A 17,623-nucleotide genomic window follows, 5' to 3' on the forward strand; every position below is an offset into this window, starting at 1 on the left:
AATCATTGGATTTGCAGGCGGGCAAAAACTAAGCTTCGCCTTGAACCCATGTTTCCCCCATCGACCGAAGGCCCGCCCCCATGAACAACCACCCCGGTGGTTTCACCATCGAGCGCATCGAAGCGCGCATCCTGGACATCCCCACCATCCGCCCGCACAAGCTCTCGTTCGGCTCCATCAGCCGCCAGAGCCCGGTCATCGTGCAGCTGTGGCTGGCCAATGGCGCCTGCGGCTTCGGCGAGGCGGCCACCATCGGCGGCCCCTCGTGGAACGAGGAGTCGCCCGAGAGCATCCACCACGCCATCACCCAGTACCTGGCCCCGGCCCTTCTGGGCCAGGGAGCCGGCGGCTTCGAAGCCGCCCTGGCGCGCATGGACAAGGCCTGCAAGGGCAATGCCTTTGCCAAGAGCGCCGTGGAAATGGCCCTCATCGATGCTGTGGCACGCACCCTGGGCCTGCCCGCCTGGCAGTTGCTGGGCGGCAAGGTGCACGCCAGCCTGCCCTTGGCCTGGACCCTGGCCAGCGGCCATGTGGAGCGCGACCTGGAGGAAGCCCAGTTGCGCCTGGAGCAGCGCCGCCACCACATCTTCAAGATGAAGATCGGTGCCAACGCCCCGGCCGACGACGTGGCCCACGTGACCCGGATCGCACGCGGCCTCGCGGGCCGCGCCACGCTGACGGTGGACGTGAACCAGGCCTGGGACGGCAACACCGCGCGCCGCTACCTGCCGCAGCTGGTGGAAGCCGGCGTGACGCTCATCGAGCAGCCCGTGGCCCACTGGAACATCGAGGCCCTGAAGGGCCTGACCGCAGCGCTGGGTGACAGCGCCCTCATCATGGCCGACGAAACCGTGTGCACCCCGCAGGACGCGATGGCCCTGGCGCGCGGCCAGGCCTGCCACGTGTTCTCGCTCAAGGTGGCCAAGCACGGCGGCCTGCTGCGCACGCGCAAGGTGGCGGCCGTTGCCGAGGCGGCCGACATCGGCTGGTACGGCGGCACCATGCTGGAGACCTCGCTGGGCAGCGCGGCATCGGCCCATGTGTTCTCCACCCTGGGCAGCCAGCACCATGGCTGCGAACTGTTCGGCCCGCAGCTGCTGGTGGACGACATCGTGGAAACCCAGATGCCGATTGCCGACTTTGCCTTGCAGCTGCCCGACGGCCCGGGCTTTGGCGTGGAAGTGTCGCTCGCGCAGCTCGACCGCTTCGACCGCGCCCGCGAAGGCAAGGCGCCCATCCACATCGACCTGGGCCGCCAGGCCACCACCGTTTAAAAAAAGGAGACCCCGCAATGCTGTTCCTCGTCCGCATGGATGTGCACATCCCCCACGACCTGCCCGCCGACCAGGCCAATGAGATCAAGGCCCGCGAAAAGGCCTATTCGCAGGACCTGCAGCGCGACGGCCGCTGGCCACACATCTGGCGCGTGGTGGGCGAGTACGCCAACTACAGCGTGTTCGACGTGGCCTCCAACGACGAGCTGCACCAGTTGCTGCAGGGGCTGCCGCTGTTCCCGTTCATGAAGATCTCGGTGACGCCGCTGGCACGGCATCCCTCGGCCATCTGACACCCCCCACAAAGAAGAATCGGAGACACGCGATGATCATGAAACGACAGCCGGTGCTCAGCCTGCTCACCGCCACCCTGGCACTGGCGGCATGGCCCGCCGAGCAGGCCCAGGCACCAGGCGCCAACTGGCCGAACAAGCCCATCCGCTGGGTCGTGCCCTTCCCGCCTGGTGGCGCCATGGATGCGATTGCCCGCACCCTGGGTGAGAAGGCCGGCCAGGCGCTGGGCCAGCCTTTCGTGATCGAGAACAAGGCCGGCGCGGGCGGCAACATCGGTGCCGAGTTCGTGGCCAGGCAGCCGGCCGATGGCTACACGCTGATGATCACGTCCATCGGCATGGCCACCAACAAACCGCTGTACGGAAAGCTGTCGTACGACCCCCTCAAGGACTTCGCCCCCGTGAGCCTGCTGGCCGTGGTGCCCAACGTGCTGGTGACCAATGCCACCCAGCCCGACGTGAAGACCGCCGCCGACGTGATCGCCGCTGCGCGCAAGGCGCCGGGCAAGCTCACCTATGGTTCGGCCGGCAACGGCACCTCCATCCACCTGGCGGGCGAGGTGTTCAACTCGCTGGCGCAGATCGACATGCTGCACATCCCTTACAAGGGCAGCGGCCCGGCCGTGGCCGACCTGCTGGGCGGGCAGATCAACTACATGTTCGACAGCATCACCTCGGCGCGACCGCATATCCAGTCGGGCAAGCTGCGCGCCCTGGGCGTGACCACGGCCAAGCGCTCGGCCACCCTGCCGGGCGTACCCACCCTGGCCGAAGCCGGCCTGCCGGGCTACGAGGTTTCGCCCTGGTTCGCGGTGTTCATGCCGGCGGGCACGCCCGCGCCCATCGTCAACAAGCTCAACGCCGCCCTGCGCGATGCGATGAAGCAGCCCGACGTGGTGGCCCGCTTCGAGACCATCGGCGCCGAGCCCGTGGGCTCCACGCCCGCCGAACTCGCCAAGCACCTGGCGCGCGAATCCGAGCGCTGGGCGAAATTGATTGCCGAGCGCGGTATCAAGCTGGATTGATTGGCCCCTTCCCCCCGATTTCCACCCATCCATTCCCACAGAGGAGACAAAAACATGGCAGAACTCACCCAGGCCCAGTTGCTCGCACTGGTCAACACCAAGAAGATCGCCCCCGGCAACCCCCGCGTGCGCCAGCTCACCGAGCGTATCGTCACCGACCTGTTCAAGACCATAGACGAACTCGACGTGACCCCCGACGAATTCTGGGCCGCCACGGCCTGGCTCACGCGCCTGGGCGCGGCAGGCCAGACGGGCCTGATCACGGCCGGCCTGGGCTTTGACCGGCTGCTCGACATCCGCGCCGACGAGGCCGACCAGAAGGCGGGGCGCGAGGGCGGCACGCCGCGCGCCATCGAGGGGCCGCTGTTCGTGGCCGGTGCACCCACGTCCAAGGTGGAAGTGCGCGTGGACGAAGGCGAGCCCAAGGGCGAGGTGTTCATCATGGAAGGCCAGGTGCTGGACCTCGATGGCAAGCCCGTGCCCCATGCCATGGTGGACGTATGGCATGCCAATGAGCAAGGCGGCTACTCGCACTTCTTCCCAGGCATGCAGCCGTTTGAACTGCGCCGCCGCATCGAGACCGATGCCAAGGGCTTTTACCGCTTTCGCAGCTTTCTGCCGCCGGGCTATGCGATTCCGCCGACCGGCCCGGTGGCCGACCTGTTCGCCGCACTGGGCCGCCATGGCCAGCGGCCTGCGCACATCCACTTCCTGGTGGCCGCCCCCGGCATGCGCACGCTGACCACGCAGGTCAATATTCCCGGTGACAGCTACATCGACGATGACTTTGCATTCGCCACGCGCGATGGGCTGATTGTGGAGCTTGAGCGCAATGTGGCGCCCGCAGGCTACGAGTCACTGGGCATCACCGCGCCATTCACGCGCTCGGTATTCAACTTCGTGCTGCCAAAGGCCACCAGCGAAGACGAAGCACTGCCGCTGACGCGCATGGAGCGGGTGGCTGTGCCGGTCTGACTATCCAGCCAGGTCCTGAAGCACGTTGTGTGTCGCAGGGTCTGGCTTCTTCGCGCTGATGAACAGGCTACCGTCTTTGCCTTCTGTCACATACAGCTCGTCGCCAAGCTTGAGTTGCATATGGGACAGCAGTTCATCAGGAAAGATCGCGGCCAAGGAGTCTTCCGCTTCGACCAGCGAGAGTGCATAGTTTTGCAGGTGCCATGACCGCACACTATCCCGTGGCCCAGCCTCTGTCAAATGCACTCACCCACCTTGGTGAATTCCCACAGCGCAGCCATCTCCCCCGACACCCCTTCCCACGCTACATCGAACGCCGGCACACTGCGCTCGGGCGGCACGGCATTGGCCCGCAGGGCCCAGTGGGCGCCCGCGACAACGCTGTCGATCACCGGCACCCCTACCTGGGACTGCACGGCCGCCGCCATACCGGCCAGGCCCGCGCCGCCCAGGATCACGGACTGCACGCCCATCTGGCGCACCACGTCGCGGCAGGCCTGGGCCAGCAGCGCACGCGCAGTCACGGGGTCGGCTGCCAGCTGGGCGCCGGTGGGCGCCACGGTGTGGATGCCGGCCAGCGAATGGGCGTGGCCCAGAGCCTGGGCCAGGCGCTGCAGCATGGGGCCCCAGCGCTCGCCGCCGGTGACGATGGCGTAGCGGCCGTGGCGTGCGGCTTCGATGAAGGAGGCCTCGGCCAGGCCGGTGACGGGCACGGGGCTGCTCTCGCGCAGCGCCATCAGGCCCGGGTCGCCAAAGCAGCCGATGAGTACCGCGCTCGGTGCCGAGGACTGGGTAGACAAGTCGAGCGCCCAGGCATCGAGCGCGGCATGCGCGGCCACGGCGTAGCTGGCCTCGCAGGCGATGTAGGGGGCCCCAAAGCGTGCGGTGGCCGTGCGCACCACCACATGCGATCCCGCGGCGGCCTGCACATGCTGCTGCAGCAGCGCGCTGACCTTGGGCGACGTGTTCGGGTTGATGACCAGCAGGTGGCGCATGCCGTTCAGCCCGCCATGCCCAGCAGGCTCATGAGATCCGGCGCCTCGCTCGCGGGCGGGGTGAACTCCAGCTGCGACTCGATGCGCGCCAGGTGGTCGAGCATGCGGCGCGCGGCCTCTTTCGCGTCGCGCAGGCGGATGGCGTCGATCAGCGCGCGGTGCTCGCGGCAGCCGCAGGCCGTGGCCTCCTCGCGCTCGCGGGCATGGCTGGGGCTGTAGGTCATGAGGATCAGCGAGGTGCGCGAAACCAGCTCGCGCAGAATGCGCCCCAGCGTCTGGTGGCCTGCGGCCTGCGCGATGTGCAGGTGAAAGTCGCCCGACAGGCGGATGGCGCGGCGCATGTCACCGCTGGCGCGCGCGGCCTCTTCGTCGTCGATGCAGGCGCGCAGCGCGGCGATGTGCCCGTCGGTGGCGTTGGCGATGAACAGCTCCACCAGGCGCGGCTCCAGCAGGCGGCGCGCCTCGAAAACTTCGAGCGCCTCCTCGGGCGTGGGCTGGGCGATGGAGGCGCCGCGGTTGGGCGTGAGCGTGACCACCTGCTCGTTGGCCAGGCGCACCAGCACCGGCCGCACGCGGGTGCGCGAAACGCCGAAGGCCGCCGCCAGCTTGTCCTCCACCAGCTTGGTGCCCGGGGGCAGGCGGTGGTCGAGGATGGCCGAGACCATGCGCTCGTACATGTCGTTGTCGCTGAGCAGGCCGCCGCTGGCAGCACCTTCCGTGGTCAGGTCGACGGGATCGGCGAGTGCGGCCACAGCAGCACGGCGCCGGGGCTTGGAGGCAGCGGTCATGGAATCGTCGGCACGGATGCGCATGGAAGTCTCATGGCGTGCGGCTCAGCCGGCCCGCCCTTTCTTGCGTTGCCCCAGCGCCCAGACCAGGGCCAGCGTGATGCCCATGACCACGAACGACACCACGGTGGTCAGTGTGCCCAGCGCGTAGATCGATGGCGTGGTGACCGTGCTGGTCAGGCCCTGCAGCTCCAGAGGCAGCGTGTTCACGTCGCCGATGGCCTGCGAGGTGCGGGCGATCTCGTCCCAGCTCAGGGTGAAGCCGAACATGCCGATGCCCACGACCGAGGGGGCGATCAGCGGCAGCACCACGTGGGCAAAGCCCTGCCAGGGGGTGGCGCCCAGGTCGCGCGCCGCCTCTTCGTACGCGGGATTGAAGCGGTTGAACACCGCGAACATGATCAGCAGGCCGAAGGGCAGCGTCCAGGTCAGGTGTGCGCCCAGCGCCGAGGTGAACAGGCCCAGCGAGGTGCCGTAGCCCTCCAGCGTGCTTTCCATGCCCAGCCATTCGAGGGCGGCCTTGATGCCGTTGTCGATGAGCCGGAACTCCAGCCCGATGCCCAGCGAGACGATGATGGACGGCATGATCAGGCTGGCCACGACAATGAAGAACAGCGTGTTTCCCCCCGCCAGCCGCTTGCGAAAGGCCAGGCCCGCCAGCACCGACAGCACCACCGTGCACAGCATCACCGCCACGCCCAGGCCCAGCGAGCGCCACAGCGCCGCGCCGATGTCCACCACGCCCAGGCCCTCGGCCAGCTTGTAGAACCAGTGCAGCGACACGCCGCGCATGGGGAAGGTCAGCCCACCCTCGGGGCCCTGGAAGCTCAGGATGAAGATGACGAACATGGGCCCGTACATGAACAGCACGAACAGGCTGAACACGATGGCCAGCAGCCAGAAGCTGGCGGGGCGGGATTCGCGGACGCGGGATTTCATGCGGGTGTCCTGTGGAGGTTGTCAGCGACGTGGACGGTGCTCAAAGCTCTTTGCGGATGTCGACCAGGCGCGTGAGCCCCCAGATGATCATCAGAACCACCGCCAGCAGGATCACGGCATTGGCCGCAGCCAAAGGGAACTGCAGGTACGAGGTCTGCACCTGGATGATCTTGCCGATGGAGGCGATCTGCTGCCCCCCCATCACGCCGATGGTGACGAAGTCGCCCATGATGATGGTGATCACGAAGATCGAGCCGATGATGATGCCGGTTCGCGACAGTGGGACGATCACGTTCCACAGCGTCTGCCAGCCGCTGGCACCGCTGTCGCTGGCCGCCTCGATGAGGCTGCGGTCGATGCGCATCATGCTGTTGAAGATGGGCACGATCATGAACATGGTGTACAGGTGCACGAAGGCCAGCACCACCGAGAAATCCGAGAACAGCAGCCACTCGATGGGCTGATCGACCATGCCCATGCTGATCAGGCTCTGGTTCACCAGACCATTGCGCCCCAGCAGCGGCACCCACGAGATCATGCGGATCACGTTGGAGGTCCAGAACGGGATGGTGCACAGCACGAACAGCAGTGTCTGCATGCCCGAGGAGCGCACGTGGAAGGCCAGGAAATAGGCCACGGTGAAGCCGATCACCAGCGTGATCAGCCACACGAGAAAACTGAACTTGAGCGTGGAGTAGTACGTCTTGAGCGTGACGCACAGGCCCTCTGACGCATCGCCACAGCCCGCAAAGATCGAGATGTAGTTCTTGAACGTGAAGCCGGGCAAGAGTTCGTACTCATTGAAGTCCCAGAAGCTGACCATCACGATCAGCGCCAGTGGAATCAGGAAGAACAGCGCGAACACCAGCGTGAACGGCGCGGCCTGCCACCACGCGGCAATGCCGCGCCCGGGGGCGGCGCTCGATGGCAGAGACGGTGTGGTGGTGGTGCTCATGGTGTCTTGGAATAACCTGTGAAAGCCCTGCGCCGCGCGCAGGGCATGCCGCTCCCGTTCGGGGCAGCGGGGCACGCCCTGGCGGGCGTGACGGCCCCTCTTATGCAGCTACAAATTCATTCCATTTCTGGACCATGTAGTTGTTTTCGTCCATCAAGGCGTTCCAGCAGGCGATGCCGCCCATGCGCGACTCGTAGCTGCCGCCGTCGCGCACCGCGCCGGTCTTGGCCAGCACGTCGCCGTTGGGGCTCTTGATGTCCTGCGTGGCGGGCTTGCCTTCCATCCAGTAGGCCCACTCGTAGGCTTCCATCTTGGACTTGGCAGTCTCCAGCACGGCGCTGTAGTAGCCCTGGCGGTTCAGGTAGGCACCGGCCCAGCCGTCCAGGAACCAGTTGATGAACTCATAGGCACCATCGAGCTTCTTGCCCGACAGGGTGGCCGGCAGGCCGAAGCCGGCAGCCCAGGCGCGGTAGCCCTCCTTCAGGGGCTGGAAGTTGCAGGCGATGCCCTTGGTGCGCACGGCGGTGACGGCCGGGCTCCACATCGACTGGATCACCACTTCGCCCGATGCCATCAGGTTCACCGACTCGTTGAAGTCCTTCCACAGCGCGCGGAACTGGCCCTGCTTCTTGGCCTCGATCAGGGTCTTGATCGTGAGATCGATCTCCTTCTTGGTCATGTTGCCCTTGTCGGGGTACTTGTAGATGCCCATGGCCTCGACCACCATGGCGGCGTCCATGATGCCGATGGAAGGGATGTTCAGGATCGCGGTCTTGCCCTTGAATTCGGGGTTGAGCAGCTCGGCCCAGGAGTTGATGGGGCGCTTGATCAGGTCGGGGCGAATGCCCAGCGTGTCGGCGTTGTACACGGTGGGGATCAGCGACATGTACTGCGTGGGCGCCGTCGCGAACTTCTTGGACTTCTCGCCCTCCAGGTAGATCACCTTCTTGGGCGCGGTGCCCTGGTCGCCCACGGCCTTGCCGGCCACCATGCCGTTGGTGAACAGCGTGGTGATCTTGTCGGCGTTCTTGATGCGCTTGGTGTCGATGCCCTTCAAGTTGCCGGTGGGCACGATCTTCTTGAGCGAGAAGTATTCGGTGTCGATCAGGTCGAAGCTGTTGGGCGCGGTCACGGCGCGCTTGGTCACGTCGTCGGTGGTCACGGCCACGTACTGGATCTCGATGCCGGTGTCGGCCTTGAACTTCTCGGCAATCGCCTTGTCCTGGTTCACGGCCGTGCCCAGGTAGCGCAGCACGATCTTTTCCTGCGAATGGACAGCCGGGAACACGCCAGCGGCCAGGATGCCCGCCGTGCCCTTGAGAAGCGAGCGGCGCTGCACGCCGGTGGCGTCAGAGGCAACAGCGGGGGAATCGGCACGAGAGTCGTCGGACATGGGAGAGCTCCTTGGTTTGCAAAGTGGAGGGGTGGAAACAGCGGACAACGAAAGAATGAGAGAAAAACTCAGGCAGGCACGGCCTGGGCAGTAGCCGTCGCCACGGGCGCGGACACAGGTACCGCCTGCGGGGAGAGGGGATGGGCCTGCTCGGGCGTCCAATGCAACTGCACCGCCTGCCCCACCGCATAGGGCTGTGCGGCAAAAGCGGCTTCGGAGACCATCACCGAATACGCCGCCGTGGCATTCGCCGACAGGGCCACGCCCTGCTTTTGCAGGCCCAGCAGCACGTAGGTGCCCTGGTACTCCACATCGGTTACCACGGCCTGCATGTGCAGGGCGCCCCAGGGCAGCGGCGTGCCCTGCGGCAGCACCTGCAGGTGGTCGGTGCGCACGCCGACCTTGCCTTCGGGTGTATCGATCACGTTGTGGCCGCCCATGAAGCGCGCCACGAATTCGCTGGCCGGGCGGTTGTAGACCTCGTGCGGCGAGCCCACCTGCTCGATCACGCCGTGGTTCATCACCACCATGGTGTCGGCCAGGGCCATGGCCTCCTCCTGCGAGTGGGTCACGTGGATGAAGGTCAGGCCCAGCTCCTTTTGCCAGCGGCGCAGCTCGGCACGCATCTGGATGCGCAGAAACGGGTCCAGCGCCGACAAGGGCTCATCGAGCAGCAGCACGCGCGGCTGGGTGATCAGCGCACGCGCCAGCGCCACGCGCTGCTGTTGCCCGCCCGAGAGCTCGGCCGGCTTGCGCTCGGCCAGGTGGCCCATGGCCACGCGTTCGAGCAGATCCCGCGCCTTGGCCTGGCGCTCGGCCTTGGCCACGCCCTTCATCTTGAGGCTGAAGGCCACGTTGTCCAGCGCCGAAAGGTGTGGGAACAGCGCGAAGCTCTGGAACATCATGGCCGTGCCGCGCGCGGCGGCGGGCAGGTCGGTGATGTTGCGGTTTTCGAGCAGGATGTCGCCGCTGGTCACTGATTCGTGCCCGGCGATCATGCGCAGCGTGGTGCTCTTGCCGCAGCCCGAAGGGCCCAGCAGGCAGCAGTAGCTGCCGCTGGCGATGCGCAGGTCGATGGCGTCCACGGCGGGCTTGCCGCTGGCGTAGCGCTTGGTGAGCGCCACGATCTCGATGGCGGCCGGGGGCTGGGCAGGCGTGGTGTCTTGCATGCCAGGGTCTACGCAAGCCACGTGCCAGCTTTTGCGCACAATGTTTCTGGCAATTTGTATACAAAATGCACCGACATCGTGCGCAACCACGCCTGCCAGGGGCTTGCGGCACCAAAAACGAACGTCGCGCTCGGGCCACATACGCCATTCGGCACCATCTGCGCACACTGGACAAAGGCCCATGCTGCCCGGTCGCTGGCTATACTGGCCAGTCGCAGAAACATTTCTTTACGAGGCGCCCCCCGTCCCACCGCAGTACTGCAGGATGACGAATCTCGACCCTCGCTCCATGATCGCCCTGGCGGGATTCATGTCCGCCCTGATGGCCGTCGTGCTGGCCTGCATGCGGCGCTATTACCCGGCCCACATCCGGGGCATCGGCTCTTGGGCGGCGGCGCCGGTGTTCTGGCTGGCATCCACCGCCCTCTTCAGCGCGCGCGGGCTGCTGCCCGACTGGATGAGCCTGGTGGGCGCCAACATGCTGCTGGTGCTGGGCACCATGACCTACTACATGGGTACCCGCGCCTTTCTGGGCCATGCCCACACCTGGCGCATCTGGGGCGGGGTGCTGGCCGTGTGCTTTGGGGTTTTCACCTGGCTGTCCTTCGGATGGCCCAACTACAGCGTGCGGCTCTCCTTCTTCACGCTGGTGATGTCCTGCATCTACGGCGCCCAGTTGCGCTTTCTATTGCGCCACGGGGGCAGCAACTTCCCTGTGCGGCTGGTGGAGGTGGTGCTGGTGCTGCACCTCACGGTGCTGCTGGTGCGGCTTGGCTCCATCTTCGCGGGGTTCGCGGGCGACAACCTCATGGAGCCATCGGTTTACCAGAACCTGTACATCGGCGCCTACGCGCTCACGGTGCTCATGCTCTCCATCGGCGCGCTGCTCATGGCCACCGACCGGCTGCGCACCGAGCTCGAGCACCTGGCCACACACGACTCGCTGACCCCGGCGCTCAACCGGCGCGCGCTGCTGCAGCGCTGTGAAGAAGAACTGGAGCGCGCGCGCCGCTACGGCGGCGGCCCCTCGCTGATGATGCTGGACCTGGACCATTTCAAGGCCGTGAACGACAGCTGCGGCCACCAGCATGGCGATGCGGTGCTGGTGCACTTCGTGCAGCGCACCCTGTCCGTGCTGCGCACGCCCGACCGCATGGGCCGCTATGGCGGCGAAGAGTTCATGGTGGTGCTGCCCGGCACCGATGCCGTCGCGGCGCTCAACGTGGCCCGGCGCATCCACGCCACGCTGGCCGTAGGCCACCCGCTCGATTGCCGGGTCAGCATCGGCCTGACGCAATGGAGCGGCCCCGGCGACACGCTGGACGCGATGCTCACGCGCGCCGATCAGGCGCTGTACCAGGCCAAGGCGCAGGGGCGCAATCAGACTGCCGTCGGCTGATCCCCTGCGCGGGCCAGCAGGCGCGCCGCCAGCGCCAACACCGGCGCGTCGACCATGCGGCCGTCGAGCCGGAACACCGCCCCGCCATGCGCGGACGCTTCGTCCAGCACGCGGCGGGCCCACGCGAGCGCGGCAGGGTCGGGCGCAAAGGCGGCCTGCACAGGCGCCACCTGCGCGGGGTGGATGCACAGCTTGCCGCCAAAGCCCAGGCGCCGGCTACGCGCCGTGTCCTCGGCCAGGCGCGCCAGGTCGTCGGTGGCCGTGGTCACACCATCCACCGGCGCGGCCAGCCCGGCGCGGCGCGAGGCGCGCACCAGCGCCAGGCGCACGGGCAGCAGCTCGGCCTCGTCGGCAGCGCATTCCATGCCCAGATCTACCTGGAAGTCGAGGTGGCCAAACGCCAGGCGCACCACCTGAGGCGCCTGGGCCAGTGCGTCCAGCGCATCCAGCCCCGCATTCGATTCGACCAGCGGCACCAGCAGGCCTTGCGGCCCCAGCGCCCGGGCCACGGCGGCCAGCACCGCTGCCGACTCGGCCTTGGCCAACATGGCACCGGCCAGGCCCTGGGCCACGCAGGCGGCCACGGCCGCCACATCGTCGGTGTGCCAGGGCGTGCCTGCGGCATTGGCGCGCACCAGCAGGCGCGCGCGCTGCGCTGGCTCCAGGGCCTTCACGGCGGCCAGCAAGGCCGTGCGCGCGGCCGCCTTCTCACCGGGCGCCACGGCATCCTCCAGGTCCACGACCACGGCGCCTGCGCCGCTGGCCAGGGCCTTGGCGATGCGCTCGGGCCGGATGGCGGGAACGAAGAGGAAGGTCGTCGCGCGGGCCATTGCCTGGTGGGTGGAAGGCACTGCCATCAGATCGCCTTGCTGGCGCGCAGCGCCGCCAAGTGCCCGTCGCCACGCCCCAGAGAGCGCAGGATGGCTTCGGTGTGCTCGCCCACGGCGGGTATCGGGTCCATGCGGTAGTCGAAGCTGCTGTGTGCGCCGGGCGGCAGCAGGGCATCCAGAGGCCCTTCGGGCGTGTCCACCTGCTGCACGCGGCCGCGCGCCTGCAACTGCGGGTGCGCCCAGACCTCGGCCATGGTGTTCATGCGCGCGTTGGCAATGCGCGCCGCTTCCAGCCGCTCGATGACCTGCGCGGCGGTAAGCGTGCCGAACACGGCCAGGATCAGGGCCTTGAGTTCGGCCCGGTGCGCGTTGCGCCGGGCATTGCTGTCAAAGCGCGGGTCGGCTGCCAGCGGCGGCTGCAGCAGCACATGCTCGCAGAACAGCTTCCACTCGCGCTCGTTCTGCAGCCCCAGCATCACCGTGCCGCCATCACCGGCCAGGAAGGGGCCGTAGGGGTAGATGGTGGCGTGCGATGCGGCATTGCGCGGCGGCGGCGTGGCGCCGCCGTAGGCGTAGTACATCGGAAAGCCCATCCACTCGGCCAGCGATTCAAGCATGGAGACATCAATGCGCGAGCCCTGGCCCGTCTTCTCGCGCTGCATCAGCGCGGCAAGCACACTGGTGTAGGCATACATGCCGGCCGCGATGTCGGCGATGGAGTTTCCCGACTTGCAGGGCTCTTCGGGCGTACCGGTCACCGACAGGTAGCCCGCCTCGCTCTGGATCAGCAGGTCATACGCCTTCTTGTCGCGGTAGGGGCCATCGCCGCCATAGCCCGAGATGTCGCAGACGATGAGGCGCGGGTTGTGTGCGCTCAGCGCCTCCCACGACAGGCCCATGCGCGCAGTGGCGCCGGGCGCGAGGTTCTGCACCAGCACATCGGCGCTGGCCAGCAGCTCCCATAGCACCGCCAGGGCCTCGGGCTGCTTGAGGTCGAGCGTGAGGCTCTCCTTGGAGCGGTTGACCCAGACGAAGTGCGAGGCCATTCCCTCTGCCCTGGTGTCGTAGTCGCGCGCAAAGTCGCCGCCGCCGGGGCGTTCGACCTTGATCACGCGGGCGCCCAGGTCGGCCAGTTGGCGGGTGCAGAACGGGGCGGCGATCGCATGCTCGAGCGACACCACGGTGATGTGGTCCAGGGGGCGGGTCATTGGCTGGCTCCCTTGCTCAGTCCACGGTGGCGCCGGAGGTCTTGACCACCTTGGCCCACTTGGCCAGGTCCTCCTGCAGCAGCGCGGCAAATTGGTCCGGTGTGGTCTTGGTGGCAATCTCCACGCCCTGCGCCTCCAGGCGCTCGCGCAGGTCCTTGGCAGCCAGGGCCGTGGCCATGCCGTCCTGCAGTTTGGACTGGATGTCGGCCGGCAGGCCTGCGGGCGCGAACAGCCCGATCCACAGCGTGCCGTTGTAGCCGGCCACCGTTTCGGCGATGGTGGGCACGTCGGGCAGCACGGGCGAGCGCGTGGCGCCGCTCACGGCCAGGGCGCGCAGCTTGCCGGCCTTGATATGCGACAGCGCTGAGGGCATGCTCGCGAACACCATGGGCAACTGCCCTCCCAGCACATCGTTGATGGCCGGGGCCACGCCCTTGTAGGGCACATGCTGCAACTGGATGGCGGCCATGCTGTTGAGCATTTCACCGAGCAGGTGGTTGAGCGTGCCATTGCCGGCCGATGCGTACTGGTAGTGGCCCGGCTTGGCCTTGGCCAACGCCACCAGCTCGGCCATGTTGCGCGCGGGGAAGGACGGGTTCACCAGCAGCACATTGGGCACGGCACCGATCAGGCCCACGGGTTTGAAATCCTTCACGGGGTCAAAACCGGGGTTCTTGAACAGCGCCGGATTGATGGCCTGGCTGCTGCTGATGGTCATGAGCAGCGTGTAGCCGTCCTTCGGGGCTTTCGCCACATACTGCGTGCCGATATTGCCGCCCGCACCGGGCCGGTTTTCCACCACGGTGGCGCCGCCCAGCACCTCGCCCAGCTTCTGGCTCACCAGGCGGCCCACGATGTCGTTGGTGCCGCCTGCTGCCTGCGGCACGACCATCACGATGGGGCGGCTGGGGTAGCTGGCTTGCGCGGCGGCCCACAGGGGTGCGGCGAGCAGGGCAACGAGGGCGGTGCGGCGCGCGATGGCGCGGGGGGCGGCGAACTTCATGCGGTTTGTCTCCTTGGCGTGTTCTCGGATGAGCACGGATGTTCGCCGCCCCGCCGCCCGCGCACAATCACGCATTTCAGAACCAAGCCTTCGCCAGAACCGAAACCTCGCACGCGCGGCAGTAACATGCGGCCATGCAATTCGACCTGACCGATCTGCGCCTGTTCGTGCTCACGGCCGAGCAAGGCGCCCTCTCCCGCGCCGCAGCGGCGCGGCACCTGTCGCTGGCAGCGGCCAGTGCGCGCATCAAGGCGCTGGAGCAGCAGGCGGGCATGCCGCTGCTGTACCGCGAAGCGCGCGGCATGCGCCCCACGCCTGCGGGCGAGGCCTTCTTGCACCACGCACGCGGCGTGCTGCGCCAGACCGAGCAGTTGCGCGCCGACCTGCAGGAGTACAGCGGCGGCCTGCGCGGCCATGTGCGGGTGTTCGCCAACACCACGGCGGTGACGGACTTCATGCCCGAGATCCTGCCCGCCTTCCTCGCGGCCAATCCGCGCGTGAACGTGGAGCTTCAGGAAAAACCGAATGCCGATATCCCGCGCGGTGTGCTCGACGGGCGCGCCGACATCGGCATCGTCGCCGGCCAGGTGGACACGCTGGGCCTCACCGCCATCCACTTCAGCACCGACCGGCTGGCGCTGGTGGTGCCGCGTGGCCACCGTTTTGCGCGGCGCCGGCGCATGGCTTTTTCCGAAACGCTGGACGAGCCCATGGTGGGCATGCACCCGGCCAGCACGCTGCAGACCTTCCTGGCCCAGGTGACCGAGCAACTGGGCCAGCCGCAGAAGCTGCGCGTGCAGCTATCGAGCTTCGACGCCATGTGCCGCATGATCGGTGCCGGCGTGGGCATCGGCATCGTGCCCGAGAGCGCCGCCCGGCGCTACCTCGCCCCCATGGGCCTGGTGCTGATCGACCTGGAAGACGCCTGGAGCGTGCGCGAGCGCTACATCCTGGTGCGCGAGGAGGCGCGCATGCCGGCGTATGCGCAGTCGCTGATCGACCTGCTGTGCGCGCACCACCAGAAGCCGCTGGCACCTGCGCCCAAGGTACGCAAGCGGCGCTCCTGACAACCGTTGTCGCGCGCGATGATGGACCACGGCGGCTTTCAGATCGCTTTCTGACCCTGGCACGCGCCAACCCTGAAAGCAGATTGACAGCTTCACGTCCCTAGCCTTCAGGGCAGACGGTGATATTGCCGCGACCTGGAGACAAGATGAAACCCAAAAACTGGACCCGACTCGGGACGACCGGCGCGTGCCTTTCTGCCGCCCTTTTGCTGGCCTGCGGCGGATCCGACCCCGACCTGCCCGAAAACATGCGCATGACCTGGTTCGGCATCACCAACTGGCACTATCAGATTGGCGATACCGGCATCCTGGTTGACGGCGAGACGATCTCGGACTTCACCGCCAACCCTACCGCCAACACCCCATCCGTGGCCAAGGCCCTGCAGGCCATCAAGATGCGCGGAGGCATCGACGCCATCCTCGTCGGCCACGAACATGGGGACCATGGCGTGCAGGTCCCCGAGTGGGCCCGGCAAACGGGCAAGCCGGTCTATGCCCCTGCAGCGGTCTGCAGTGCCATGGCCAAGGTGGGCCTGCCCGCCAGCCAGTGCACCACGCTCAAGGGCGGCGAGACAGTGCGCATGAACGACGCCGTCACCATCCGCGTGGTGCGCTGGGTGCACAGCGTCTCGGGCTGCACGGCCTTTGGCAACGGCACCAACGACCCGGAGACCTTCGGTTTCCTGGTCAGCGCGAAGACCCGCGCCCGCGCCGAGCCGCTGCAGCTGTTCGTGTCCGACAGCGGCGCCGGCGGCAAGGACCTGACCACCCCGCGCGTGGCCAATGGCGTGACCTACGGCTCGCCCTTGGACAACCTCAAGGCCGCCATGGCGGCTGCGGGCGCGACCAGCCTGGACCTGTGGCAGGGCGGGCCGGAGTCACGCGTGGTAACGCAGGCGCGCATCGTCGTGCCCGAGTTCAAGGTCAAGACATTCATGCCCCACCACCTCGGTGTGCGGGCCAACTCAGTGTCAGAGTTCAAGCTCGAGTACGGTCTGCACTTCCCCTACGATCCCAACGAGCAGCCCCTGCTGCGCGACTTCCTCGCGTCAGCCAAGGTGCCACAGGTGGTGCCGGTCAACTACTGGGATGCGTGGAACTTCGACGCGCAGGGCGTGAAGGTGACCGATAGCGCGAACCAGAAGGCCGTCTACGGCTTGCCCGCGACGGGACCTGGCCCCGGCCGACAGGGGGAGAATCCGCGCGCCGGCCAGCTCGAATGCCCGGGGGACTGAGCGCCCCCCGGCTCAGCTGCGGTTGTCCACCCCTGCGGATTCAAAACTGGCCATCTCCGCCAGCACCGCGCAAGCCGACTGCAGCAGCGGCCAGGCCAGCGCCGCGCCCGAGCCTTCGCCCAGGCGCAGGCCCAGGTCGAGCAGGGGCTCGGCCTGCATCTGCGCCAGCATCAGGCTGTGGCCGCGCTCGCCCGAGCGGTGCGCAAAAACGCAGCGCTGCAGCACGGCTGGCTGCAGGCGGCTGGCCACCAGCACGGCGGCGCTGGTGATGAAGCCATCGACGACGATGACCCGGCGCTCGGCTGCGGCCTGCAGCACGGCGCCCACCAGGGTGGCCACCTCGTAGCCGCCAAGGGCGGCCAGCGCGTCGAAGGGACTCGTGGCTTCGGCGTTCACATCCAGGGCCTGCTGCAGCACGGCGCGCTTGCGCGCTATGCCGGCGGCGTCCAGGCCCGTGCCCGCGCCCGTCACCTCGGCCAGCGGCAGGCCGGCCAGACGCGCCAGCAGCAGCGAGGCGACCGAGGTATTGGCAATGCCCATTTCGCCCAGCAGCAGCGCATTGCCCGGCAGGCCGCGCACCACCTCCATGCCGTTGGTGATGGCCTGGGCACACTGCTCGGCCGTCATGGCCGGGCCCACCGATGCATCGGCCGTGCCGGGCGCCACCTTGCGCAGCAGCAGTTGGGGCGCGCCCGGGGCGGCATCGCGCGGCGCGATGGGCTTGGCCATGCCGCAATCCACCACAGTAAGGGCCAGGCCGTGCTGGCGCGCGAGCACGCTCACGGCCGCACCGCCGGCCAGGAAGTTCTCCACCATCTGCCAGGTCACGTCGCTCGGAAAGGCCGACACACCGCGCGCCGCGATGCCATGGTCGCCCGCGCAGACCAGCATCTGCGGCTGCACCAGCTGCGGTGCCTCGGTGCCCAGCACCTGGCCGATGCGCAGCGCCAGCGCTTCGAGCCGGCCCAGCGAGCCAAGGGGCTTGGTCTTGAAGTCGAGGATGTGCTGCAGGCGCGCCGTGAGGGGAGCGTCGGTGATGTCGGCAATGGTGGGGAAAGCGAAGGACATGGGTTCG

At 67.7% G+C, this 17,623-nt stretch carries 18 protein-coding genes; 7 read left to right on the top strand and 11 right to left on the bottom strand.

Annotated elements, in window-relative coordinates; all coding sequences use genetic code 11:
• Positions 1 to 80 precede the first annotated feature (80 nt).
• The 4 genes from ACSQ3Y_RS23650 to ACSQ3Y_RS23665 are packed head-to-tail and all read left to right on the top strand — an operon-like array spanning position 81 to position 3,567.
• On the top strand, positions 81 to 1,274 hold the full coding sequence (locus tag ACSQ3Y_RS23650) for a muconate cycloisomerase family protein (RefSeq protein ID WP_436179081.1): 1,194 nt from the start codon (positions 81 to 83) through the stop codon (positions 1,272 to 1,274).
• A gap of 17 nt (positions 1,275 to 1,291) precedes the next feature.
• Complete coding sequence (gene catC, locus ACSQ3Y_RS23655) at positions 1,292 to 1,567, top strand: muconolactone Delta-isomerase (protein WP_436179082.1); 276 nt, start codon at positions 1,292 to 1,294, stop codon at positions 1,565 to 1,567.
• A gap of 38 nt (positions 1,568 to 1,605) precedes the next feature.
• Entirely contained in the window at positions 1,606 to 2,592 is a 987-nt protein-coding gene (locus ACSQ3Y_RS23660) for a tripartite tricarboxylate transporter substrate binding protein (RefSeq protein ID WP_436180163.1), read from the top strand.
• Positions 2,593 to 2,646: 54 nt separating this feature from the next.
• Entirely contained in the window at positions 2,647 to 3,567 is a 921-nt protein-coding gene (locus ACSQ3Y_RS23665; protein WP_436179083.1) for a dioxygenase, read from the top strand.
• Here the strand turns inward: ACSQ3Y_RS23665 and ACSQ3Y_RS23670 are convergent, their stop codons facing one another.
• The 7 genes from ACSQ3Y_RS23670 to ACSQ3Y_RS23700 all read right to left on the bottom strand — a co-directional run bounded on the left by ACSQ3Y_RS23670 (position 3,568) and on the right by ACSQ3Y_RS23700 (position 9,806).
• On the bottom strand, positions 3,568 to 3,723 hold the full coding sequence (locus ACSQ3Y_RS23670) for a hypothetical protein (protein ID WP_436179084.1): 156 nt from the start codon (positions 3,721 to 3,723) through the stop codon (positions 3,568 to 3,570).
• An 80-nt stretch (positions 3,724 to 3,803) separates the two neighbouring features.
• On the bottom strand, positions 3,804 to 4,562 hold the full coding sequence (locus ACSQ3Y_RS23675) for an aspartate/glutamate racemase family protein (RefSeq protein ID WP_436179085.1): 759 nt from the start codon (positions 4,560 to 4,562) through the stop codon (positions 3,804 to 3,806).
• A gap of 5 nt (positions 4,563 to 4,567) precedes the next feature.
• Positions 4,568 to 5,374, bottom strand: a complete 807-nt coding sequence (locus ACSQ3Y_RS23680; RefSeq protein WP_436179086.1) for a GntR family transcriptional regulator — start codon at positions 5,372 to 5,374, stop codon at positions 4,568 to 4,570.
• 21 nt (positions 5,375 to 5,395) lie between these two features.
• On the bottom strand, positions 5,396 to 6,289 hold the full coding sequence (locus ACSQ3Y_RS23685; protein WP_179679383.1) for an ABC transporter permease: 894 nt from the start codon (positions 6,287 to 6,289) through the stop codon (positions 5,396 to 5,398).
• Between the two features lie 40 nt (positions 6,290 to 6,329).
• Positions 6,330 to 7,244, bottom strand: coding sequence for an ABC transporter permease (locus ACSQ3Y_RS23690; protein ID WP_057206278.1), 915 nt, complete (start codon positions 7,242 to 7,244; stop codon positions 6,330 to 6,332).
• 100 nt (positions 7,245 to 7,344) lie between these two features.
• A complete protein-coding gene (locus tag ACSQ3Y_RS23695; protein WP_436179087.1) occupies positions 7,345 to 8,637 on the bottom strand; it encodes an ABC transporter substrate-binding protein in 1,293 nt (430 codons plus the stop codon).
• Positions 8,638 to 8,705: 68 nt separating this feature from the next.
• A complete protein-coding gene (locus tag ACSQ3Y_RS23700; RefSeq protein WP_436179088.1) occupies positions 8,706 to 9,806 on the bottom strand; it encodes an ABC transporter ATP-binding protein in 1,101 nt (366 codons plus the stop codon).
• 265 nt (positions 9,807 to 10,071) lie between these two features.
• Here ACSQ3Y_RS23700 and ACSQ3Y_RS23705 point away from each other — a divergent pair, with 265 nt between their 5' ends.
• On the top strand, positions 10,072 to 11,205 hold the full coding sequence (locus tag ACSQ3Y_RS23705; protein WP_436179089.1) for a GGDEF domain-containing protein: 1,134 nt from the start codon (positions 10,072 to 10,074) through the stop codon (positions 11,203 to 11,205).
• Here the strand turns inward: ACSQ3Y_RS23705 and ACSQ3Y_RS23710 are convergent.
• The 3 genes from ACSQ3Y_RS23710 to ACSQ3Y_RS23720 are packed head-to-tail and all read right to left on the bottom strand — an operon-like array spanning position 11,187 to position 14,246.
• Positions 11,187 to 12,062, bottom strand: a complete 876-nt coding sequence (locus ACSQ3Y_RS23710; RefSeq protein WP_436179090.1) for an HpcH/HpaI aldolase/citrate lyase family protein — start codon at positions 12,060 to 12,062, stop codon at positions 11,187 to 11,189. The genes ACSQ3Y_RS23705 and ACSQ3Y_RS23710 overlap by 19 nt on opposite strands.
• A complete protein-coding gene (locus ACSQ3Y_RS23715) occupies positions 12,062 to 13,243 on the bottom strand; it encodes a CaiB/BaiF CoA transferase family protein (RefSeq protein ID WP_436179091.1) in 1,182 nt (393 codons plus the stop codon). The genes ACSQ3Y_RS23710 and ACSQ3Y_RS23715 overlap by 1 nt, the downstream gene beginning before the upstream one ends.
• 16 nt (positions 13,244 to 13,259) lie before the next feature.
• Positions 13,260 to 14,246 carry a tripartite tricarboxylate transporter substrate binding protein gene (locus ACSQ3Y_RS23720; RefSeq protein WP_428001701.1) on the bottom strand — a complete coding sequence of 329 codons (987 nt, stop codon included), beginning with the start codon at positions 14,244 to 14,246 and terminating at the stop codon, positions 13,260 to 13,262.
• A 134-nt stretch (positions 14,247 to 14,380) separates the two neighbouring features.
• On the opposite strand from ACSQ3Y_RS23720, the gene ACSQ3Y_RS23725 reads away from it, so the two are divergent.
• Together ACSQ3Y_RS23725 and ACSQ3Y_RS23730 are read left to right on the top strand one after the other, a co-directional pair.
• Positions 14,381 to 15,313, top strand: coding sequence for a LysR family transcriptional regulator (locus ACSQ3Y_RS23725; RefSeq protein ID WP_428001702.1), 933 nt, complete (start codon positions 14,381 to 14,383; stop codon positions 15,311 to 15,313).
• Positions 15,314 to 15,459: 146 nt separating this feature from the next.
• Positions 15,460 to 16,548, top strand: a complete 1,089-nt coding sequence (locus ACSQ3Y_RS23730) for an MBL fold metallo-hydrolase (RefSeq protein ID WP_436179092.1) — start codon at positions 15,460 to 15,462, stop codon at positions 16,546 to 16,548.
• A gap of 12 nt (positions 16,549 to 16,560) precedes the next feature.
• Here ACSQ3Y_RS23730 and cobT read toward each other — a convergent pair whose 3' ends face one another.
• Entirely contained in the window at positions 16,561 to 17,616 is a 1,056-nt protein-coding gene (cobT, locus tag ACSQ3Y_RS23735; protein ID WP_436179093.1) for a nicotinate-nucleotide--dimethylbenzimidazole phosphoribosyltransferase, read from the bottom strand.
• Positions 17,617 to 17,623: the final 7 nt, after the last annotated feature.

Source organism: Acidovorax sp. LjRoot66 (assembly GCF_964253305.1).
Lineage (GTDB): Bacteria > Pseudomonadota > Gammaproteobacteria > Burkholderiales > Burkholderiaceae_C > Acidovorax.